The sequence below is a fragment of the Devosia sp. Root635 genome (genome assembly GCF_001427605.1).
In the GTDB taxonomy this organism is placed as follows: Bacteria; Pseudomonadota; Alphaproteobacteria; order Rhizobiales; family Devosiaceae; genus Devosia.
Genome location: NZ_LMGZ01000012.1, coordinates 136,925 through 158,603, shown reverse-complemented (window position 1 = coordinate 158,603; position 21,679 = coordinate 136,925). Strand labels below are relative to the sequence as shown.

Sequence of the window (21,679 nt, the reverse complement as noted above, 5' to 3'; positions counted from 1 at the left end):
GTGACGCGCAGTGGTGGGACCAGCCCCGTGGCCAAATCTGGGATTTCCAATACCGAAAAGCTCGTCGCCGAACTGCGCGAGCGCGCCGCTGCGCTGGGCTTTGACAGCTTCGGCATTGCGCCGGCCGATGCGCGGCCGGACCTGCCGGACAAGCTCAATGCCGCGCTGGCGGCGGGCTGGCATGGCGATATGGACTGGATGGCGGAAACCGCTGCGCGCCGGGGCTCTCCGCGGGGCATGTGGCCCGAGGCGAAGTCGGTGATTGTGCTCGGGATCAATTATGGGCCGGAGAGCGATCCGCTGGCCATTCTCGGCGAGAGATCGCTCGGCACCATCTCGGTCTATGCGCGCAACCGGGATTATCACGAGATCATCAAGGGCAAGCTCAAGGACATTGCGGGGCTGCTCGCGCGCCGCTCGGGCGCCGAGGTGAAAGTGTTCGTCGATACCGCGCCGCTGATGGAAAAACCGCTGGCCGAGGCGGCGGGGCTCGGCTGGCAGGGCAAACATACCGTGCTGGTGAGCCGCGACTTCGGCTCCTGGCTGTTCCTGGGCGCTATTCTAACCTCGGCCGAGCTGCCGGGGGATAGACCGCATGAGGAAAGCTGCGGCTCCTGCACGCGGTGCCTCGATATCTGCCCCACCAATGCCTTCCCGGCGCCCTTCCAGCTCGATGCGCGCAAATGCCTCGCTTACCTGACGGTCGAGCATAAGGATCAGATTCCATTGGAGTTTCGGGCGCCGATGGGCAATCGCATCTATGGGTGCGATGATTGCCTGGCGGTCTGCCCCTGGAACAAGTTCGCCTCGGTCAGCCGCGAGGCGAAGCTGCGGGCGCGGGTGGAGCTGGAACGGCCGGCTTTGGCGGACCTCGTTCAGCTTGACGATGCCGGGTTTCGCACGCTGTTTGCCGGCTCGCCCATCAAGCGGATCGGGCTGGCGCGGTTCCTGCGTAACGTGCTGATTGCCATCGGCAATTCGGACGATGCAAGCCTTGTTTCATTGGTCGAGGCGCGGCTGGATGCCGAGGAATCCGTCATCCGCGGCGCGGCCATCTGGGCGCTGCGGCGGCTGGCACCGGAGCGGGCCGAAGCACTCAGCCTTGCCTATCTGGCGCGGGAAAGCGATAGCTCGGTGGCAGCCGAGTGGAGCGGGGATATCTGATGAACGCCTTCTTTTTCGGGCTGGGTTTTTCGTCCCTGGCCGCGTTGACGCAGCTGCGAATTGGTTCACGTACTGTCAACGTTTCGGGTAGCGTTACGACAAAAAGCAAGGCGGATCGGTTAGCCGATGAGGGGGTCGATGCGCAAGTTTTCGATGGCACCGCGCCGGGCGCCACTTTGGGCCCGAGCCTGCGCCAGGCCAGCCATGTCGTATTCTCCATTGCCCCCGGCGCCGATGGCGATCCGGCACTGCTGCATCATCGCGCCGATCTCGATGCGGCACAGAACCTGCAATGGCTCTGCTATTATTCCACGGTTGGCGTCTATGGGGATTTCGGCGGCGCCTGGATCGACGAGTCGGCTCTGCTGGTGCCGCGCAACGCGCGCAGCGACCGCCGCGTGCTGGCCGAGCAGGCCTGGCGCGATTATGCGCGGGCGCGCGGCGTGAAGCTGGCCATATTGCGGCTGGCCGGCATCTATGGACCGGGCCGCTCGACCTTCGACAAGCTCCGTGACGGCACGGCGCGGCGGGTGGTCAAGCCGGGGCAGGTGTTCAATCGCATCCATGTCGAGGATATCGGAAGGGTGACGGCCCTGGCGGCCGCGGCGCGGCTGGAGGGCACCTTCAACCTCGCCGATGACGAACCGGCGCCGCCGCAGGATCTGGTGAGCCATGCCGCCGGCCTCATGGGGGTGCAACCGCCGCCGGAAGTGCCCTACGAGCAGGCCGAATTCACGCCGATGCAGCGCAGTTTCTATGCCGACAACAAGCGGGTCTCCAACGCCGCCATCAAGCGGGCTCTGGGGATCGAACTGCTCTATCCCACCTATCGGGAAGGGCTGGCCGCCATTCACGAGATCGAAAGCCATGACTGAACCACGGCCTGCCAAATCCGCGCCTGAGCGCATCGTGCTCGAAGGGCGCTATGCGCAACTCGAGCCGCTGGCGCGCCGGCACGCCGCCGACATCTTTGCCGCCTCGGTGCCCGAGCGCTATCGCTGGCTGTTCAGCCATGCCCCGCAAAGCGTGGCCGAGGTGGAACGGCGCATCGACGAGGCCAATGCCGGACCGGATCGCTATGTGGCGGTGATCGACAAGGCGACGGGCCGCGCGCTGGGCCAGCAGGGCTGGATGCGCATTTTCCCCGAACATGCCTCCATCGAGATCGGCGGGGTTTATTGGGGCCCGGAACTGGCGCGCACACGAATCGCTACCGAAGCGCTGTTCCTGTTCGCGCGCCACGCCTTCGACGACCTGGGTTACCGGCGTTTCGAATGGAAATGCAATGATCGCAACGAGGGCTCCAAGGCCGCCGCTCGGCGCTTCGGTTTCCAGTATGAGGGGCTGTTCCGGCAGGATCGCATCGTCAAGGGCGAGAACCGCGATACGGCGTGGTTCTCGATCATCGACGGGGAATGGCCGGCGCTAAGGGCGGAATATGAGCGTTGGTTGAGCCCGGAGAACTTCGATGCGGATGGGGTGCAACGGACGAAGCTGATGGCGCGGGGGTAATTTCTTCGCCCCATTGAGGGGAGGGTTCTCGCATATGGGCCTCCCCCTTGACGGGGGAGGTTGGGAGGGGGTGTCGGTTGGCCCGGATATCGGGGCTAAACCACCCCCACCCTTGATCCCTCCCCGCAAGGGGGAGGTGGGGCCGGTGGTGGAGGCGCTAACTACCACTCCACCAGCCGCATTACCGCATCCTTGAGCCGTGCCAGATCCTCGCCCCGGCTCAGGCGGTGGTCGCCATCGGGGATCAGGGTCAGGGTTACCGGGTCGTGCAGGATGTGGGTGACCAGCCTGATGGCGTGGGCCGGCGGCACGTCGGGGTCGGCGCCGCCCTGCAGGATGGTGACAGGGCAGCCGGTTTCGATGACGCCGCCGAACAGCAGGTGCTTGGCGCCATCCTCGATCAGGGCGCGGGTGATGCGGTAGGGCGTGTCGGAATATTGGCTGGGCTGGTCGACATAGCCGTTATTCTGCAGCGATTCGTGCTCTTCCGGGGTGAAGTCGGGCAGCATCAGGTCATGGGTCATGTCGGGAGCCGGGGCGATGAGCACGATGGCGTGGGCCTGGCTGCCGCGGGCCAGCAGGGCGCGGGCCAGCAGCAGAGCCAGCCAGCCGCCCATCGACGAGCCGACGATGATCTGGGCCCCGCTGGTGGTGGCCAGCACCGCCTCGGCTTCCTCCAGCCAGCGGCTGATGGTGCCGTCATTGAAGTCGCCGCCCGAAATGCCATGGCCGGAATAATCGAAGCGGGTGACCGCGAGGCCCCGCTCGGCCCCCAGCGCGTCGAGCGCCATGGCCTTGCCGCCCATCATGTCCGAGCGAAAGCCGCCCAGCCAGAAAATGCCGGGGGCCTTGCCGCCGCGCCGCTCGACGGCAATGTCGCGCGCCGCGGCACCGCTGCCCACGGGGATGCGGAAGCTCTCGAGAGGTGATATGGTCATGGCACTTTCCGGTAAGGTGGATACGAAGCGTTAGCCAAGCGGGCATCGACGCGGCGTTTCCGGCGTTTCAATGGCGCAACAGGCCGGATTTTCTGGCGCTTTGCCAGTTGACTTATGGTCCGCGTAACACGATTTTATGCGCGATTTCACCACAAGGCTTAACAACGCAAGGATCCTTTGCCATTCGTCGTCCCATGAGACCCGTCGCGCCCCAGAAAGATGGGCCGCTCTCCAATGAAGATATCACCAGCGCCGATGTTCAGCTCATCGATGCTGAAGGCGAGAATCGCGGGATCGTCAATACCCGCGCCGCCCTCGCGGAAGCCCAGGAACAGGGGCTGGACCTCGTTCTGATCTCTCCCAACGCCGTCCCGCCGGTCGCCAAGATGCTGGACCTCGGGCGCTTCAAGTATGCCGCGCAGAAGAAAGCCGCCGAGGCCCGCAAGAAGCAGAAGGTGATCGAGGTCAAGGAAGTCCAGCTGCGTCCGAATATCGACACGCATGACTACGAGACCAAGATGAAGGCGGTGGAACGCTTCCTCGACGATGGCGACCGCGTCAAGGTCACCATGCGCTTCCGTGGCCGCGAAATGGCGCACCAGGAACTGGGCATGATGCTGCTCGTCAAGGTGAAGGACCAGTTCGACGCCGTCGCCAAGGTGGAAAGCCAGCCGCGCTCGGAAGGCCGCCAGATGGTCATGGTGCTGGCGCCCAAGTAAGGGTGGCCGGACTGGAATGAGAAAAGCGGGCCCGGAGGCCCGCTTTTTGTTTGAGGCGAAGCGACGGCTCTCGACCCCAACTAGGACATATGGAGGCGGCGCAAGTTCTCTCATAAGCAGACATCGAGAAAATAGGACCTTGCTAGCACACGTTGGCTTTTGCGGCCCCGACAGTCCATTGATTATTACTGGCCTCGGGCGTTCGTGAGTGTGCCCGTGGCAAAGGCCAAGGTCGCAGCGGCGACGAAAGCATCGCTTCGCGCTTGAGCCTGGGCGTACTGCGCCTTGAGAAGCCCGTTCTGGGTCACGCTGATATCGGAAAGCGTGCCAAGGCCATTCTTGTAATAGTCGAGTGCCGCTTCGTAATTGGTGCGCGCCGCGTTGACGAGTTCCGACGCAGCCTGGTTCGCGGAGAGACTGGTGCGCAGCACATCGTAGGCCACCACGATTTCCTGAGCTGCGGTGCTTTGCAGCCGTGCAAAATCCTGTTGGGAGGCGTTGGCGACAGCGGTTGCAGCCTCCATCCTTGCATCGCGCATGCCGCCGTCGAAAATCGGCATTGTGACGCCAACGAGCACAGCCGCATTGGGCTGGCTCACATCCAGCGTCGTGGTTGTGCCGAAGCGTGTATCGCTGAGCGAATAGGATCCGAACGTGCCGTTGGCAGTGCCGGTCAAGGCAATTTTCGGCAGGAATTCGGCGCGCGCTGCCACGATCCCCTGCTCGGCAGCTTTGACTTGCGCAAAGGCGGCCTGGACGTCAGGGCGTCGCTGCAGCGAAGTAACGATCATCTGGTCCAGATTGGCAGGAACCTGACGGGGTAAGGGTTTGCCAGCAATGTCCTGCACCTTGATGGTGATTGTGGGGGCAATGCCCATGGTGCCGAGCAATACGGAATAATTGCTGCGCTCGCGGCCGGTGGCCCCGGTCAGGTCGAACTCGGCCTGTGCTACCTGCTGCTTGGCCTGCGCCACCTCCATCGTGGTGGCGATACCCTGTGTCAGCCTAGCCTCGGCAGCCTCCAAAACGACGCGAGCGTTGTCGAGCGCCGCGCGATCGATGCGCGACTGAGCCCGTGCCGCGCTGTACTGAAAATAGGCGTTACTGACGTCGTAGATCAGCTTCTGATGGGTGCCGTTGAAGCCCACATTGGCGGCAAACGACAATTGCTGTGCCGTCGCCAGCGCGGCATCTCGCGCGCCGAAATCAAAGAGCAGCCATTTGACGGCTACCGCTGGCACGGCCTGCATCCCCGAGGCCGTCATTGTGCCATCAGGCACCGAGACGAGCGCTGTGTTGATCCCGGGAACCGTGTTTGAGGTGACAGCATACCCGGCCAGCACATCGGCGCTGATAATGGGAAGATAGGCGGCCTCGGCAATGCCTGCGGCCGCTGCCGCTTCCCGCGCCCTCTGCCAGGCGGCCTGCGTGGCCGGATTGGAAAGCTGGGCGATGTTGATAAGTTCCGGCAGGTCATAGGTGCGGTTGGCATCCAGCCGTGGCGCGGCGATGGTGATCGGCATGCTTGGGTCTGGCGTCACGCCGAAGTCGGCATTGCCGGGCGTTGCGGCGGCTCCACCTGCCTCGCCGCGATAGGGCGTGTTTGCGTTCGCTGGAGCCAGCTTCATGGCAGAGGTGGAACATGCGGCCAGCGCCAGAGCCAGCACCGTCATACCTAAGGCGCTGAAAATACACTTCTGGGCCATCACAATGTCTCCAGCGCCCGGGAAAATTCGTCGATCAATTCGCGGTGAGCGTCCGCAGTCTGTTCAAGATCACGCCGCCAGGCAGCTCGTTTTGGACTTTTCGCCAGGACGGTCTGAAGCCGTACCAGCGTTTCCTTCGATTGTGTGAAAGCGTCTAGAAGCATGGCTTTCGCCTCTTTGTCAGGCGCCAGAATAGACCAGCCTGCTACATCTAGAAACCTGCCCGCCGACGCTTGCTGGGCAAGCGTTGCTGCTTTCACACAGATGGGCGCTCCGAAAAGATAACGCGGCCTCTGTTGCAACAGGCGAAGCCGCGCAATGCTGTGTTCCACCGCGCCAATGGTGGTCATGATCGCTTCGGCATGCGGCAAGAGCGGGGATGTTGCCCGCAGCCGGCCCGGCTCGAAGGCGGAAACGCGCGAAAGCCTGCGGGCTTCCTTCAGTTCGGCCCCAACGGGCGCAAGGCCGTTTGCCCTGGAGCGTATAGCATTGCCTAGCCCTTCAACCGCTTTTGCCAGATGACCCGCAGTGAGCACTGCCACGCTGTTTGGCCAAAGCCAGAGGAAGACGATCGTCACCACCACATTGCCGATAAGAATGCCTACGATGCGATTGGTGGCGACATCGATGTCGAATGATGGTCCGAAGCCTTGCAGCACACACAGGAAGAAGGCCAGCGCCATCTGCCAGCCCATATATTGAATGAAGCTCGACCCTTGCGCCACCCAGGCGGCGATGAAACTGCCGATGCCCACCAGAACCAGCAACTGGCCGATATCGGTCATATGCGGCATGAGAAACGCAATGCTGCCAATTCCCATAGCCGCGCCGATCAGGCAGCCGAGAATGCGCAGGCCCGCCTTGTGCAACGTCTCCCCGGTCGTGCCCAGCGCCACATAGAAGCAGGTGATCATTGCCGTATGGATTTCGAACCAGCCGCCAGCGGTGTAGATCGTATATGTAATCAGCACGGCCAGCAGCGATTTGAGAGCGAACTGGCCATAAGCGGGATTGGAAAAGGTGTCGCGGGGCGGCTGTTCGGCCTTTTCGGGCTCCGGCACGGGCTTTCGTCCAGCCCATATGTCCGCCATGCGCTCGGCCTGCTCCGCCATCGGCCTTGTCATATTTGAAAGTGCTGCAACACGCTGGCGAGGTCCATCGTGTCTGCCGGATTCCACACGATCAGCCAAATCGCCAAGAGCCTGTGACAACAGCTGGTCCTGTGGCGCCACAAGCGCTTGCACGAGCAGGTCCTGCGCCATGGGCATTAGTGTGGTCAGCCGTTTGGCATCATCCTTCGAGTGATAGCCAAAGATAGCCGCAAGACCTGCTGGGGCCGCGAGCGCCTTGGCGTCCTCTCCAAGCAGGTGTTGCGCTTCTGCTCGAGCATCTGCCTCCCCTCGAAAAAGAGCAGCAGCGGTGCGCAATCGCAGCGCCAGCCGATTGCGGACCAGCCGGGCCGGATTGGGCCCTATCAAAGCATTGACCAGGATGAGAACCGCCATGGGAACGAATACCACGACCCACATCCAGCTGATGCCACGCGACAAGAGCTCGGGGATGGGCACGAAATCATTCAGCGTCATCACGAAGGCGAAGACAAACCCCACTGTGGCAGCGATCGGTCCGGCCCTGGTCGCGACTGAAAAATACATGCCGCCAAAGGTGAAGAGCCCCATAAGGGCAAGGCGGAGCGCAGGTTCATCGGCTGCCAGTTGCAGGAATACCAATCCGAGCAGGACGCCAATGGACACACCTATGATCAGCGCGATGGCAATCAGGATGCCGCTGGCGGCATTGTCCCGGCTGGCAAAGAAAATGAGATAACAGGACACAGCCGCTTCCGGCACATGCTGGCTCATTGCGAAAGCCACGACCAGAATGCAGCAGAGCGCCATGCGCAGGGCGGCTCCCAGCCGCCCGTCGAATGGACGCAGTTCTTCCAGCACGATGCCGAAGAAACCTGGATTAGTGCGTGTCGCCGGCATGGTTCGCTTCGGCCACCCCGCCCATGATTACTACCATTGCAGATGCGCCGACACGCATCAGGTCGGCCGGCGGCTCATGCAGATGCACATAGACCGGGAAGCGCTTGGCCACCTTCACCCAGTTGAGCGAATTGGAGACAATCGGCAGGCCCAGGAGATTGGCGGCATCGGCCGAACGCACACCCCAACCAATGGCCGCCACCGTTCCGGACACCGGTTGACGGGAATCGGTCATGACGAACACCTCGGCTGTGTCCCCGACGGCGATATTGAGCAATTCGGTTTCACGGAAAAACGCCACCGCTTCCCAGCCAGATGTGTCGATCAGGGAGAAAAGGGTCTGCCCGGTGACCACATATTCACCCGGCGGCATGAGCAGGCCCGTGACCAGACCGTCGAATGGCGCGCGCACAATCGTGTTGTCGAGATCGCGCTGCATCAGGGCAACCGTTGCTTTGGCCGTATCGACTTGCGCCTGCCGCGTGTCGAGCGTGCCGATAACCTGGGTCGCCCCCTGTGACGACTGCAATGCCTGATCGAGGCTGACCAAGGCGTCATTATAGGCCGTACGCGCCTGATCCACCTGCTGCGCCGTCACGAAACCGCGCTCCAGCAGCGGTTCGAGCCGATCCAGCGTCTGCTTGGCGAGGTCGGAGTTGAACTGGGCGCGCTCGATCTGCTTTTGTGCGACATCTGCATTGGATTGGGCTGTGGCGATATTGCGCCCGCCCTGTGCCAGTTCCGACTCGGCAGCGCGTAATTCGGCCTGGGCCTGGTCGAGACGAAGTTGGTAGGGTTCAGGGTCAACCTGAAACAGGACATCGCCTGCGTTGACGGCCTGATTATTCTCGACCCAAATGGAAATCACGCGGCCCGGCACAGTTGGAGAAATCTGAACGACGGGTGCCTCGATCTCGGCGACATCAGAACGGGGGCTGGAGGCTCCGGCGCTCCATGCGAAATAGATCAGAACGGCCGTCAGAGCGAAAACCGCGTAGCCGATGGCTTTGCCCACTATCGCCCGCATCACAGCGCTCCCGCCCAGATCAGCCAGAAAAGAATGCCACAGCTCACCGCCAGACACAGATAGACTAATGGCGGGGCCGGCAGATGCTCATCGAGCCGCACGGCGATGAGAATAGTGCGCAGAACGACAGCGATGAGCAGACCGCCGACGGCACAAATGATCCATGCCGGGAAGAACGAGCCAAAGAGAGGCACGGAAGGTGCGCCGCCCGCCGGTGAACACGCCGCAAGAAACGGGAGAAAAGCTGCTATTTTCAAGCCAGCGAGCCGCAGTTTCATGACGCCACCAAGATCGCAATGCCCAAGGGGGCAAAGGTTTCGTCTACTACCAAAGGGCCGCAGGTATCAAGTCAGCGACAATGTGCCCAGACCACGCCGCCACCGTGCGCCAACTGAAAACGCCTCAAATTTTTGGACTTGACCTTTCTAGAAGGAGAACTGTCCGCCTTCTAACCAGGTCGCCCCAAAACCGGCCCTTCTGCTAGCCACCCCGTTTCAGCCGTGGGGCACGAGTGTAAGGGATGGCAGCTTTTAGGAAAGCTTAGACGGGTACTGAACGGCCGGAATGGGGGCGCTTCGCCGACGAAGCACAACCGGCTGCCGGCGAAGTCGCTTGCTCAGATTTCGGTTGCCTCTGACAACGACAAAGCGTCGTCGACATCCACGCCAAGGTAACGAACTGTGTTCTCGATCTTGCTATGGCCAAGAAGTATCTGGATGGCCCGAAGGTTGCCTGTGGCTTTGTAAATGAGCGACGCCTTTGTACGGCGCAGCGAATGGGTGCCATACTCCTCAGGCGTCAGCCCGATTGCAGTGACCCACTCGTCCACCAGCCTGGCGTATTGACGGGTGCTCAGATGACCATCGTGCACTACACGGCTTGGAAAGGCGTAGTCATCGACCGTCCCTCCGCGTCGCTCAAGCCAAGCAAGCAGGCTGGCCCTTGTGTCAGCGGTGATCTCGAATTGGACGGGTCTGCCTGTCTTCTGCTGGATTACCATCGACCGAGTTCGAATGGCAGGTCCCGCCACGAGCGTGCCGATCTTGATCTTCACCAGATCGCAGCCTCGAAGCTTGCTGTCGATAGCCAAGTCAAAAAGTGCTCGGTCCCTCATCCTTCCCTCTCGGTCAAGGAAGAAGCGAATTGACCAGATTTGTCTGACCTTCAATGCACGTTTGGCGCCAACCTGCCTACCGGCATTCCAAGCAGGTCTTCCTGCAGCAGCAGGGTCGTACTGTGAGATACCCATCACATTTCTCCTCTGGCCGAAGCGGCCATGAAGAGAACGAATATGGCAGGCTTATCAGCGGCAGATCGACCCCATTGCGGTCGTTCAGTTCTGATCTTGAAATCCCAAAAACCTGCCACCGCGCGGGTCATCATTGGCATCTACATCTGGCACATGCCAATGTTCGAACTGGTGCGCGAATTCGTCAATACGCGCTTCGTTTTCGGCGGCTGCCGGACAGCTGGGTCGTGCTGTCGTAGATCTTGGTCGGCTAACCGTTCTGGCCGCAATCCTAGCCGGCACTAGGAGTTCCCGAAGGGAGCGCCTCCATCGCCCGCTTGGCCCGTCGCCGGGCGCGGTAGCGGTTGAACTGCTGGTCCGCCAGCACACCGGCCAGAATGACCCCGCCCATGACGGCGAAGTTCAGCGACGAGGGAATGCCCAGCAGGTTGACCAGGTTCTGCAACTCCTGCAGGAGCACCGCCCCGAGCACCACGCCGATGATCGATCCTTCGCCACCGCGCAGGGAAAAGCCGCCCAGCACGGCGGCAGCGATGGCGTAGAGCTCGTAGAAATTGCCATGCGAGGATGGCTGCACCGACTTGGTGAACATGGCGAAGTAGATGGCTGCGATGGACGTGAGGATCGCGCAGATCACATAGGCGGCGGTGATGACGAGGCCCGTGCGGATGCCGGAATAGCGGGCCGCGTCCTCGTTCTTGCCCACGGCATAGAGATGCCGCCCGAACACCGAACGGTGCAGCACCACCCAGCAGACCGCCCCGATGATGAGCATGGCGAGGAAGGAGTGCGGAATGCCGAATGATCGGCCGATGGTCAGCCATTCGAGTTCCGGGTAGCTGGCGCCGAACGGAAACCCTGCCGTGGCCTCCCCGGTGTAGCCGCGCGCGACCCCACGATAGATCAACAGGCCACACAGGGTTACCACGAAGGGCTGCATCTTCAGCCTGGTGATCAGCAACCCATGCGCCAGGCCCAGCAGGGTGCCGACGCCGATGGTGATGAGGATGGCGAGCGGCCATGGCACACCGAACTTGCCCACCAAGTCGACGAAGATCACCCCGAGCAGCGCGATCATCGAGCCCACGGACAGATCGATGCCACCAGTCATGATGACGAAGCCCTGCCCGATGGCGAACAGGCCGAACAGCCCGATGAGATTGGCGGTGTTTCCCAGGTTGATGGGCGACAGGAACAGCGGGTTCCTGAGATAGACGATGGCACCCACGATAATGATCAGGACGGCCAGCCCCATGTCTTTTTTCTGCATAAGCTTTCCTAATTCGCCCCCACGGCGAGCCTGAGCACGCTCTGTTCTGTAAATTCTGCCCGCGGAAGTGACCCGGCAATCCGGCCCTCGCGCAAAACCACGATGCGGTCGGAGACGCCGATCACCTCCTCCATATCGCTGGAAATCATCATGACGCCGACGCCGGCCTCGGCGAGGGCCCGCAGGAGCTGGTAGATTTCCGACTTGGCGCCGACATCGACGCCGCGTGTCGGCTCGTCGAAAATGATCAGCCGGGGGCGCATGGACAGCCACTTGCCCAGCACCACCTTCTGCTGGTTGCCGCCGGACAGTTCTGCGGCGACCCTCGACAGGTCGGCGGCCTTGATGCCAAGCCTGTCGCGTTGCTCGGTCGCGCGCCTCAGGATGCGCGGCAGCGAGACCAGACCGCGCCACGCCACCGACTGCAGGTCGGCCAGGACGATGTTTTCACTGATGGCGCTTTCCAGCAGCAGGCCGGTTCGCTTGCGGTCCTCGGGCACAAGGTAAAGGCCGGCGTCGATAGCCTCGCGGGGCGTGCGGGCGCGAAAGGCTTGACCATCCAGCCGTATGTCGCCCTCAATGACGGGGCTGATGCCGAAGATGGCCTCGGCCAGCTCGGTGCGACCGGCCCCGACCAGTCCGGCGACACCGACAAGCTCGCCGGCGCGGATCTCGAGATCGGCCAGCGCCAGCGGCCGCGCCTGTGTCCTGACCCCCTTGAGGGACAGGATGACATCGCCCGGCGGGACAGCGGGCGCGGTGTAGAGCGCCTTGAGGTCCCGCCCGATCATCAGGCGGATCATGGCGTCGTGGCCGATTTCGTGACGGGCCAGCTCCCCCGCCACCCGGCCATCGCGCAGGGCGAAGACGCGGTCTGCGCAGGTTTCGATCTCGCTCAGTCGGTGGGAAATGTAGATGACGGCGATGCCCTGATCCTTGAGATCGGCGATGACCTTCATCAACGTCCGCGTCTCAGACAGGGTCAGCGACGATGTCGGCTCATCCATGATGACGACCCGGGCGTCGATGGAGAGCGCCTTGGCGATTTCGAGCAGTTGCCGTTCTGCCAGCGACAGGTCGATCACCCGGGCATCGGGCCCGAACGTCGCACCGACACGCGCCAGCAGCGGTCGCGCCGCGTCGCGCATACCCTCAAGATCGAGCAGCCGAAGCGGCCCGCGGCGTTTCTCGCGGCCCAGGAACATGTTTGCGGCGACGTCGAGATTGTCGAAGACGTTGAGTTCCTGATGCACGAAGGCAATGCCTGCCGCCTGGGACCCTGTGACATCGAGCCGGCCATATTCGACATTGTCGATGACAATGCGGCCCGAGCTCGGTTCGATGACGCCGCCCAGGATTTTCATCAGCGTCGACTTGCCGGCGCCATTCTCCCCGATCAGGCCCAGCACTTCACTGGCCCGCACAGTCAGGGTGACGTCCGAGAGCGCCACGACGCCGGGATAGGCCTTGGAGATGTTCTCGAGCACCAGCAGCGGGGCCGAGGGGGATGGCGACGTCATGCAGGCACCTAACAACGACGAGGACGGCACCTTGGCGCCGCCTCGGGGGCAACAGTGGCGGTCCGCACCGGACCCAGGAAGAGGACCCGGTGCGGCTGCGTCGGCTGGGAGGATCACCCGCCGATGCGCCCCTTGAGTTCAGCCTCGAAGGCATCGACATTGGACGCGTCGATGATCTTGGTCGGCACGATGATCAGGCCGTCATCAGGCACATCCGACTTGTCGCCCTCCAGATACTTGGCCATCAGGTGCATGCCCTGATAACCCCACTGGTAGGGGTCCTGCACGACGGTACCGGCAAAGCTGCGCTCGCGCACGGCGCCCAGGGTGACCGGATCCTCGTCGAAGCCGATGACCGTGACCTGGCCGAGCTTTCCGGCTGCCTGAAGTGCTTCGTAGATCTTGGGCGGGTTGTAGGAATAGAACCCGACCATGCAGTTGATTTCCGGATTGGCGGCCAGCACGTCATCGACATTGGAGCGGGCGCGCGCGAAATCCACATCGTCACCGCGCACATCGACCAGTTCGATGCCCGAGCCTTCGACGGCCTGGCGGAAGCCGGCGATGCGCTCGATGGCATTGTCGGCCCCGAGGAAACCGACAAAGCCCATGCACTTGGCCCCATCGGGCAGCGCCTTCACGGCGATCTCGCCCGCCTGCACGCCGGCGAGGGTGTTGGACGAGCCCAGATAGGCAATGCGGTTGCTGGCCGGGGCATCACTGTCGGTGGTGAACAGCGGGACCTGTGCAGCGATGCGGTTGAAGGCGTCGATGGAGTTCTTGGGATCGGCCGATGAGATCATGATGGCATCGGTGCCGGCGGCGACAAGGTCGTCCATCAGCGAGTTCTGCAGCGCCGCCGTGCCCTGGGCGGGGTAGCGGAACTGCAGGTCATAGCCCGGCAGTTCTGACTGCGCCTTGGCGACGCCGGCTTCGGCCAGCTTCCAGAAATCGGAAGCGGCATTGACGACGAAGGCGAGCTGCGGCTTGTCCTGCGCGAAAGCGGGACCTGCAATCAAGGTGGCCAGTGCGGCCGTCGATACGGCAAGTTTCCAGTTCATTTTGTTCCTCCAATCGCCGACAGGTCTGACCGTGCCGGGCGACGTTTTCCTCATATCCGGCGGCACCCATTGCCACCGGTCAGTCCATACCCCTCGCCGCCCTTCGGACTCCGGAGCCTTTGATGCACTCCGTTGCGATTGTATGGGTCACGCCTGCCCCCTATCCCGGGTACCAGACGATGCGTGGATCATCGGCAGCGCGGACATAGGTCCAGGCGCGCTCGATGAGCTGTTCGAGATCGACCAGCGGCCGCCAGCCGAGCAGGTGCCCGGCCTTGGCGTTGTCCAGCCAGTTGCTGAAATAGGGGGTGGCGACTTCGACCACCTGCACGCCACGCGAGGCTTGCAGATGCGCTGCCGCCCGCGCGTAGTCGACCGGCTCGGTCATGGCGATATTGAAGAGCTCGCCTGCCGCCGCCGGATTGTCGAGCGCCGCCAGGATCGCCCGGACCAGGTCGCTGACATGGATGAAGTTGCGCCTGAGCGGCAGGCCGGTGGCGTCCCAGAGCAGGGGCACCGCATCGAGTTGGGCCAGACGCTCAACCTCGGCGGTGCTGAAGAATTCGTGCCAGGATGGACCGCCGAACTGGCTGCGAAAGCTCAGCACATGGCGGAAGTCGTCCTTCTCCATGATCCACGGTGCGCGCAGGCAGCAACCATTAATGCCGTACTGGATGCGATACTGCTCCAGCATGACCTCCTCGATCACCTTGGTCAGCGCATAGCAGCCGGGATAGGCGCGACGCGGCGAGACTTCGGTGATCGGCGCGCCATAGTCGTGGAAGATGTGGCCGACCGAGCAGTCGCCGCCAATGAGCATGAATTGCTGGGCCGTCGGCGATGTCCGGAACGCTTCGAGCAGGTTGAACATGCCCTTCACGCCGACATCGATCGCCAGGTCAGGCGATTCCTTGACGCCGGCCATGTGCAGGACATGGGTCACGCCCTCCATCGCCGCCCGCACCGCCGCTGCATCGGAAAGTGAGGCGCGCACCACTTCGACCGCGGGATGATCGAGAGTTCTGACATTGCAGATGGCCCGAATGGACCAACCGGTAAAGCGCCCCTCGGCCAGGAATGCAGGCAGGAAATTGGACCCGACCTTGCCGGTTATGCCGGTAACGAGAAGCTTCAACTCAACAGACCCTTTGCATGCCGGGCCGATGCCCAGGCGGGAGGCGCGCCCCAAGGTCGGCATGGCACCTGAGCGCCATGCCGTTGCTTTGGAGGACAGAACTTATGGAGCGCAGAAGCCGGGTTCTTCGCGGGTGCAGACGTCGAGACCGGTATAGAGCGGGTCTTCGACCGCCTCGCCGTTGATCAGCTGGATCATCACGTCCGGGGCCTTCTGGCCCATTTCGAACGGGCGCTGGCCGATCTGGGCGTGGCTGCGGCCCTCGTTGAAGGCCTGCACCTGCGGCGGCAGGGTGTCGCCGGCAATGATGATGAGTTCATTGCTGTTAAGCCGGTCCATGACCTGGTCCGTCACCTGGGCATAGGCCTGCGGCGCGAACTGGGCCCAGCCGCCAATCAGGATGAAAGCGTCGAGATCCGGATTGGACGTGAACACGTCGGCCATCTGCTGGTTGGCCAGGTCGATCTGGTCATTGGTAAAGACCGGGCAACCCTCGATTTCGCTCCAGCCATTGGTATCGGCCAGGCGATCGGTGCCCTTGGCGCCGGCGATGGTGTCGCGGAAGCCGGCAGCACGGGCGTTGATATTGTCGGCCGCCACATTGCCGAGCTGCAGGCAGACGCTACCGCCTTCGGGCTTCAGGCGCTGGGCCTGTTCGGCCATCATGACGCCCATGAGGTAGTTGTCGGTGCCTAGGAAGGTGGCGCGCAGGGCGCGGTCTGCCTCGGACAGATCGGCATCGACGGTCATCACCGGAATTTCAGGCGCAATTTCCTTGAGCCTGTTGGCCATGGCAGGGGCATTGGATGGCGAGATGGCGATTGCCGCGACGCCGCGCGTGATCAGGTCATCGACGAGCTGAACCTGACCGGCTTCATCGGCGCTCGAGGCAGGCCCGGTATAGAGGCACTCATATTCGGAATCGGGATTGTTGGCAGCCCAATCCTGGCAGCCCAGGTTGATCTGCTCGAAGAAAGGGTTGTCCAGGCCCTTTACCACGATGGCGAGCGTCTTCTTGTCCTGCCCGTGCGCGCCCGCAGCCGCGACGGCCACGATAGCGACAGCCGCAGCTGTCTGACTTACGTACTTCATACTTAGTCCTCCCTTGTTGCGAGTGACGGCGGACCCTTGCGGCCCGACATTCCCCTCCTGTCGCTCCGGAAATTTTCCAGCAGCATGACTTCAGCTTTCCGGTGACCGGACCGCACAGGGCGTCATTCCCAGTAGCGAAGCTGATATTATGTGATAATATCATCATTGAAATGGCAAGAAGGTCAAGATTGAATCTTCAACGTGAAGCCGAGAATGGTCTCGGCACCGGCAATTGCTGAAATTCAACCAGAGTTGGCGTTTTCTGGGGATACTCCCCGAAAACAGCCGTAGCGCAAACGAAGGGGAGGCGCATGAGCGCATTGCGACTGGATAATATTAGTAAACATTTCGGGGCGATTCACGCGCTGACCGACGTCTCTCTATCTATCGAGCCAGGCGAGGTCGTCGGCCTGATGGGAGACAACGGCGCCGGCAAATCCACCCTGGTCAAAGTCATCGCGGGAAATTTCGCCCCGACATCGGGCGAAATTCACATCGGGGGAACGCGGGCGAACTTCCATAGGCCGATCGATGCGCAGCGGGCTGGCATCGAGGTGGTCTACCAGGACCTGGCGATCTGCAACAATCTATCGGCAGCCTCCAACGTCTTCCTGGGTCGAGAGCTGACGCGCCAGTTCGGCCCGTTCCGCGTGCTCGATTATGCCGGCATGCGCGTGCGTGCCGGGGAGCTGTTCAAGCGCCTCAAATCCGAGACGCGGCCACGCGATCTGGTCAAGCGCATGTCCGGGGGGCAGCGCCAGGCCGTTGCCATCGCCCGCACCCTGCTCAGCGACGCGCGGATCGTGCTGATGGATGAACCGACCGCGGCCATTTCCGTACGGCAGGTGGCCGAGGTGCTCAATCTCATCCGCCAACTCAGCGACCATGGCATTGCCGTCGTGTTGATCAGCCACCGCATGCCCGACGTTTTCCAGGTGGCCGACAGGATCGCCGTGCTGCGGCGCGGCAGGCTGGTCGCCAGCAAGCGCGCCGCCGATTCCTCGCCCGAGGAGGTCACTGGCCTCATCACTGGCGCCATCGAACTGGCATGAGCCCGGAGAACAAGACCATGTCGTCCAATACGCTTTCCGAGGTCATCGACCGGTCCGAGTATCGCAGCCTGCTGTCGCGCATCACCAGCCACCAGACATTCTGGGTCTTCGTGGCGGCCCTGCTCGCCTGCATCGCGCTATCGCTGCTCACCGATACATTCGCGACGGATCGGAACCTCTTTAACGTGTCGCGCAACTTCGCCTTTGTGGGCATCATCGCTCTGGGCATGACCGCAGTCATCGCCTCTGGCGGCATCGACCTTTCGGTCGGCTCGACCGTGGTGCTGTCGGCCATGGTGGTGGCAGTGCTGATGTCGTCGGGCATGCCGATCTGGATCGGCGTGCCCGCCGCCCTGCTTGCGGCCATGCTGGTCGGCCTCGCCAATGGCATTCTCATCGCCTATGCGGGCATGCCGCCCTTCGTGGTAACACTTGGCGGGCTGTCTGTGGTGCGCTCGTTGGGCATGGTGCTGTCCGACAACAAGATGATCTACGAGTTCGGGCCGGATACGGCCATGCTGCTGGCGCTTGGCGGGGGCGCGACGCTGGGCCTGCCCAATCCGCTGATCGTGCTTGGTGTGCTCGCCGGCATCACCGGCTTCCTGTTCAAATGGACGCGCTGGGGCCAGCATCTGTTCGCCATGGGGGGCAATGAACAGGCGGCCAAGCTGACGGGTATCCCGGTGATGCGTCTCAAGGTCTCGGTCTATATGTTCTCGGCGCTGATGGCCGGGATCACGGGCGTACTGGAAGTCGGCTGGCTCGGCGGCGTCACCACCAATCTGGGCCAGGCCATGGAGCTGTCAGTCATCGCCGCGGCGGTTATCGGCGGCGCAAACCTCGCCGGTGGCGTCGGCACCGCCTTCGGCGCCATCGTCGGCGCGCTGCTGATCGAAGTCATCCGCAACAGCCTGATCCTGCTGGGCATCAGCACGTTCTGGCAGGGGGCCTTCGTGGGGTCGTTCATCGTCATTGCCGTCGCATTCGACCGGTTCCGCAGCGCCCGGTCATCAGACTGAGCCATCGCCCCGTCGCATTGCGGCGGGGCGACCGAACGGCCCGGCCTATGTCGACTGCCGTTCGACCAGCTCGCACTCCACCTTGATCCGGCTCGGCGAGGAATGCAGGCCACCCGCATCGTCGAGCAGCAGCTCCACGGCGATCTGGCCCATTTCATAGAGCGGCAGCACGAACGTGCTCAGTGGCGGATGCATGTATTGGGCAATGTCACGATCGTCGAAACCGATCACGGCAACATCGTCGGGCACCTTGTGCCCCAGTTCGCGCAATGCGTCATAGCAGCCGACGGCCATCATGTCGTTGGCGCAGAATATGCCGTCAGGCGGGTTATCGAGCCGCATGAGTTCGTGCGTCATGTGGTAGCCGGATGAGGGCTCCCAGTTGCCGGGGCGCACCAGCGCCGGGTCAAAGGGCACGTCATTGCTGGACAGGGCCTGCTTGTAGCCCTTGAGCCGGTCGCGCGTATTGTCGAGGCCCTGCTGTCCGTTGATGAAACCGATGCGCTTGCGGCCCCTGGACAGCAGATGCTGGGTGGCGGTGCGGCCGCCCAGCACATCGCCAGGCAGCACCGAATGGAACGCGTTATCCTCGTTGTAGCAGTTGACCGTTACCAGCCGATGCTTGGTCAAAGCCTGCGGAAGCTGCACGGCACGCGTCAGGATGGTCCCGTAGATCAGGCCAAGAATGGACACATTGCCCAGTCCGGCCAGAATGTTGGTTTCGACATCGGCATCGGCATGACTCACCCCCATCAGCATGTTGATGCCGACCTCGAGCGCCTTGTCGCGCGCGCCCTCGAAGGCCAGCGACATCCAGGGATCGGTAATGGTTTCGTCGGCGATAAAGATGATGGTGGACTGCCCGCCTGGCGCAGCCCGCTGGTTACGGCGAACGAATTTATAACCCAGGGTCTGCGCCGCCTCGACGACCCGCCTGCGCGTCTCATCGGCCAGCCGGCCGCTTTTGCCACCGCTGAGGACCAGCGACACCGTCGCCTGGGACACGCCAGCGGCCGCCGCGACGTCCATCATGGTGGGTCGCCCGGTCGGAGAGCGTCGCTTGGAAGTCGTCACGCTGGAGGCCTCTTCAAATCCGTCAGATCGCGAGTCACCCGGTCAGGCCGCGAAATCATTGATATGACCATAGCTTGCGTATGGATGGGCGTCACCACAGCCCGCACAGGGAGACCTTGCCTAGAAGCACACAAGAGCCGGTTTTCCAAAGCTTTTCGCACACAGGATACACCTGCCCGGCCGCGGGGGAAGCCCTATTTAATAATATCATCAGGTTTTATTATTCATAAAAAACAGATTGCCAGCAAACGCATTTGCGCTTTACCCATAAAAGACCGAATGAACTGAGGGTCTGTTTTGTGACGAGTACCGAGGAGATCAAGCCGGCCAAGGCGGCGAGAAATCGCGAATCCACGGGCGCGCTTTCGCTTTGGCTGAACCTGCTGAGCGTCGGGCCCATTGCCATTCTGGTCGTGCTTTTCGTGCTGCTCAGCCTGGCCTCCCCCCACTTCCTGACGCCGCGCAACCTGTCCAACATCCTGGCCCAGACGGCCGTGATCGCGATCGTAGCCATGGGGCAGCACCTGGTGATCCTGACCCGCGGCATCGATCTCTCGGTCGGTTCCAACCTGGCGCTGGCCACGGTCACCGGAGCGTTGGTCTACCAGGCGACCGGCTCAACCATCCTGACCATCCTGACCATGCTGGCAAGCGGCGCGGCAGTGGGCGCCATCAACGGCATGGTCTACGTCTTCGGGCGCCTGCCGCACCCCTTCGTGATTACGCTGGCGACACTCAGCATCGCCAAGGGCACGGCGCTGGAACTGGCCGACGGCCGCGCCATTCCCGGGATGCCCGACGCGATCCGGTTCCTTGGCGGCGGCGCTGTCCTGGGCATCCCCGCTTCGTTCTTCGTGGTCGCAGGCGTTGCCTTGCTCCTCATCGTGATGGCCAGGACCATGGTCTGGGGGCGCTGGATTTACGCCGTTGGCGGCAGGCCCGAGGCGGCCGTCCGCATGGGCATTCCCACCCGTGCCGTCCTGATCTCAACCTATGTCATTGCCGGGCTGTGCGCGGGTATTGGCGCCGTGCTGCTGGCGGGTCGCACCGATGCCGGCTCGCCGCTATTCGGCAACCTGCTCGAACTCGACACCATCGCGGCGGTGATCATCGGCGGCGCCAGCTTCCTCGGCGGCCGCGGCCATATCGGGCACGCGCTGATCGGCGCAGTGATGATTGGTGTCATCCGCAATGCGCTCAACCTGCTCAACGTCGACATCTTCTTCCAGCTCATTGCAATCGGCATCGTCATCGTGCTGGCCGTCGAGGCCGATGTGCTTCGGACCTATCTCGAGGGACGCGTGCGGACCCTTCGCGCTGCGAGGCTGCAATGAATAGCGACATCGTCCTCAGCATCACCAATGCCACCAAGCGCTTCGGCCCGGTGCTGGCGCTCAACGACATCAGCCTGCAGGCCCGGCGCGGCGAAGTGCTGGCGCTGCTCGGCGACAATGGCGCCGGAAAATCGACGCTGATCAAGTGCATCAGCGGCGTCCACCAGATCGACGAAGGCCAGATCACCATCGATGGTATCGCCACGTCCATCCGCTCGCCTGTGGACGCCCGCGCCGCAGGCATCGAGACGGTGTACCAGGACCTGGCGCTGTTCGACAATTTGACGCCGGCCCAGAATTTCTATGCCGGGCGCGAGATTGCCGGGCCGTCCTGGCTGCCGCTGGGGCTGCGCTTCCTCAACTCCCGGCGCATGGAGGCGGAAACTGCCCGCGTGCTCGATAGGCTCAAAGTCATCCTGCCCAGCAAGGAGGCCACGGTGGCGCTGATGTCGGGCGGCCAGCGGCAGGCTGTCGCGGTCGCGCGCGCCAGCGTGTTTGCCCGCAAGGTGGTGATCCTCGACGAACCCACCGCAGCGCTGGGGCTGCGCGAAGCGCGCAAGGTGCTCGATCTGGTCGCCCAGCTCCGGGCCGAGGGCAACGCGGTGATCCTGATCACCCACAACATGGAACATGTAACCGAGCTGGCCAGCCGCGCCATCGTGCTGCGACAGGGCCGCAAGGTGGGCGAGATCATCCCCAGCAAAACCAATCAACAGGAGCTCGTCTCGATGATCGTCGGGGCGTGACACGAAATTCGGCGTTCCGGGAGGGGCGCCGATAGCGGGAGGCTCCGCCGGAGCCGGTCCCATTCATCGGAGG

20 protein-coding genes are annotated in these 21,679 nt (G+C 62.8%); 8 read left to right on the top strand and 12 right to left on the bottom strand.

Going from position 1 to position 21,679, the window contains the following annotated elements:
* Positions 1-27: 27 nt before the first annotated feature.
* The 3 genes from queG to ASD80_RS07415 are packed head-to-tail and all read left to right on the top strand — an operon-like array spanning position 28 to position 2,676.
* Positions 28-1,164 (top strand): tRNA epoxyqueuosine(34) reductase QueG, encoded by a 1,137-nt coding sequence (gene queG / locus ASD80_RS07425; RefSeq protein ID WP_056230859.1) that lies wholly within the window; start codon positions 28-30, stop codon positions 1,162-1,164.
* Positions 1,164-2,039: an NAD-dependent epimerase/dehydratase family protein gene (locus ASD80_RS07420; RefSeq protein WP_056230858.1), complete on the top strand. Its 876-nt coding sequence runs from the start codon at positions 1,164-1,166 to the stop codon at positions 2,037-2,039. The genes queG and ASD80_RS07420 overlap by 1 nt, the downstream gene beginning before the upstream one ends.
* Positions 2,032-2,676, top strand: a complete 645-nt coding sequence (locus ASD80_RS07415) for a GNAT family N-acetyltransferase (RefSeq protein ID WP_056230857.1) — start codon at positions 2,032-2,034, stop codon at positions 2,674-2,676. The genes ASD80_RS07420 and ASD80_RS07415 overlap by 8 nt, the downstream gene beginning before the upstream one ends.
* Before the next feature lie 161 nt (positions 2,677-2,837).
* Here ASD80_RS07415 and ASD80_RS07410 read toward each other — a convergent pair whose 3' ends face one another.
* A complete protein-coding gene (locus ASD80_RS07410) occupies positions 2,838-3,614 on the bottom strand; it encodes an alpha/beta hydrolase (protein ID WP_056230855.1) in 777 nt (258 codons plus the stop codon).
* Positions 3,615-3,796: 182 nt separating this feature from the next.
* Between ASD80_RS07410 and infC the strand changes: the two genes are divergently transcribed.
* Positions 3,797-4,333: a translation initiation factor IF-3 gene (gene infC / locus ASD80_RS07405; protein WP_200950262.1), complete on the top strand. Its 537-nt coding sequence runs from the start codon at positions 3,797-3,799 to the stop codon at positions 4,331-4,333.
* Between the two features lie 185 nt (positions 4,334-4,518).
* On the opposite strand, the gene ASD80_RS07400 is transcribed toward infC, so the two are convergent.
* From ASD80_RS07400 to ASD80_RS07355, 10 genes are all read right to left on the bottom strand, one after another.
* Positions 4,519-6,039, bottom strand: a complete 1,521-nt coding sequence (locus ASD80_RS07400) for a TolC family protein (RefSeq protein WP_082555129.1) — start codon at positions 6,037-6,039, stop codon at positions 4,519-4,521.
* Complete coding sequence (locus ASD80_RS07395; RefSeq protein ID WP_056230852.1) at positions 6,039-8,027, bottom strand: FUSC family protein; 1,989 nt, start codon at positions 8,025-8,027, stop codon at positions 6,039-6,041. Before ASD80_RS07395 ends, ASD80_RS07400 begins: the two co-directional genes overlap by 1 nt.
* Positions 8,008-9,054 carry a multidrug transporter subunit MdtN gene (gene mdtN / locus ASD80_RS07390; RefSeq protein WP_056230850.1) on the bottom strand — a complete coding sequence of 349 codons (1,047 nt, stop codon included), beginning with the start codon at positions 9,052-9,054 and terminating at the stop codon, positions 8,008-8,010. Before mdtN ends, ASD80_RS07395 begins: the two co-directional genes overlap by 20 nt.
* Entirely contained in the window at positions 9,054-9,332 is a 279-nt protein-coding gene (locus ASD80_RS07385; protein ID WP_082555128.1) for a YtcA family lipoprotein, read from the bottom strand. Before ASD80_RS07385 ends, mdtN begins: the two co-directional genes overlap by 1 nt.
* Before the next feature lie 338 nt (positions 9,333-9,670).
* Positions 9,671-10,303, bottom strand: coding sequence for a tyrosine-type recombinase/integrase (locus tag ASD80_RS07380; RefSeq protein WP_056230847.1), 633 nt, complete (start codon positions 10,301-10,303; stop codon positions 9,671-9,673).
* 271 nt (positions 10,304-10,574) lie between these two features.
* Positions 10,575-11,573 (bottom strand): ABC transporter permease, encoded by a 999-nt coding sequence (locus ASD80_RS07375; RefSeq protein ID WP_056230845.1) that lies wholly within the window; start codon positions 11,571-11,573, stop codon positions 10,575-10,577.
* Positions 11,574-11,581: 8 nt separating this feature from the next.
* On the bottom strand, positions 11,582-13,093 hold the full coding sequence (locus ASD80_RS07370; RefSeq protein ID WP_056230843.1) for a sugar ABC transporter ATP-binding protein: 1,512 nt from the start codon (positions 13,091-13,093) through the stop codon (positions 11,582-11,584).
* Positions 13,094-13,206: 113 nt separating this feature from the next.
* Positions 13,207-14,154 (bottom strand): sugar-binding protein, encoded by a 948-nt coding sequence (locus ASD80_RS07365; protein ID WP_056230841.1) that lies wholly within the window; start codon positions 14,152-14,154, stop codon positions 13,207-13,209.
* A gap of 160 nt (positions 14,155-14,314) precedes the next feature.
* Positions 14,315-15,289 (bottom strand): NAD-dependent epimerase/dehydratase family protein, encoded by a 975-nt coding sequence (locus tag ASD80_RS07360; protein ID WP_056230839.1) that lies wholly within the window; start codon positions 15,287-15,289, stop codon positions 14,315-14,317.
* Between the two features lie 102 nt (positions 15,290-15,391).
* Positions 15,392-16,381 carry a sugar-binding protein gene (locus ASD80_RS07355; protein ID WP_056230837.1) on the bottom strand — a complete coding sequence of 330 codons (990 nt, stop codon included), beginning with the start codon at positions 16,379-16,381 and terminating at the stop codon, positions 15,392-15,394.
* A gap of 311 nt (positions 16,382-16,692) precedes the next feature.
* Between ASD80_RS07355 and ASD80_RS07350 the strand changes: the two genes are divergently transcribed.
* Both ASD80_RS07350 and ASD80_RS07345 read left to right on the top strand, forming a co-directional pair.
* Positions 16,693-17,433: an ATP-binding cassette domain-containing protein gene (locus ASD80_RS07350; RefSeq protein ID WP_056230835.1), complete on the top strand. Its 741-nt coding sequence runs from the start codon at positions 16,693-16,695 to the stop codon at positions 17,431-17,433.
* Positions 17,430-18,452 carry an ABC transporter permease gene (locus ASD80_RS07345; RefSeq protein ID WP_244488958.1) on the top strand — a complete coding sequence of 341 codons (1,023 nt, stop codon included), beginning with the start codon at positions 17,430-17,432 and terminating at the stop codon, positions 18,450-18,452. The genes ASD80_RS07350 and ASD80_RS07345 overlap by 4 nt, the downstream gene beginning before the upstream one ends.
* A gap of 45 nt (positions 18,453-18,497) precedes the next feature.
* On the opposite strand, the gene ASD80_RS07340 is transcribed toward ASD80_RS07345, so the two are convergent.
* Positions 18,498-19,484, bottom strand: a complete 987-nt coding sequence (locus ASD80_RS07340; RefSeq protein WP_056230834.1) for a LacI family DNA-binding transcriptional regulator — start codon at positions 19,482-19,484, stop codon at positions 18,498-18,500.
* A gap of 341 nt (positions 19,485-19,825) precedes the next feature.
* Here ASD80_RS07340 and ASD80_RS07335 point away from each other — a divergent pair, with 341 nt between their 5' ends.
* Positions 19,826-20,860, top strand: coding sequence for an ABC transporter permease (locus ASD80_RS07335; protein ID WP_244488957.1), 1,035 nt, complete (start codon positions 19,826-19,828; stop codon positions 20,858-20,860).
* Positions 20,857-21,606: an ATP-binding cassette domain-containing protein gene (locus ASD80_RS07330; RefSeq protein WP_056230832.1), complete on the top strand. Its 750-nt coding sequence runs from the start codon at positions 20,857-20,859 to the stop codon at positions 21,604-21,606. The genes ASD80_RS07335 and ASD80_RS07330 overlap by 4 nt, the downstream gene beginning before the upstream one ends.
* Positions 21,607-21,679: the final 73 nt, after the last annotated feature.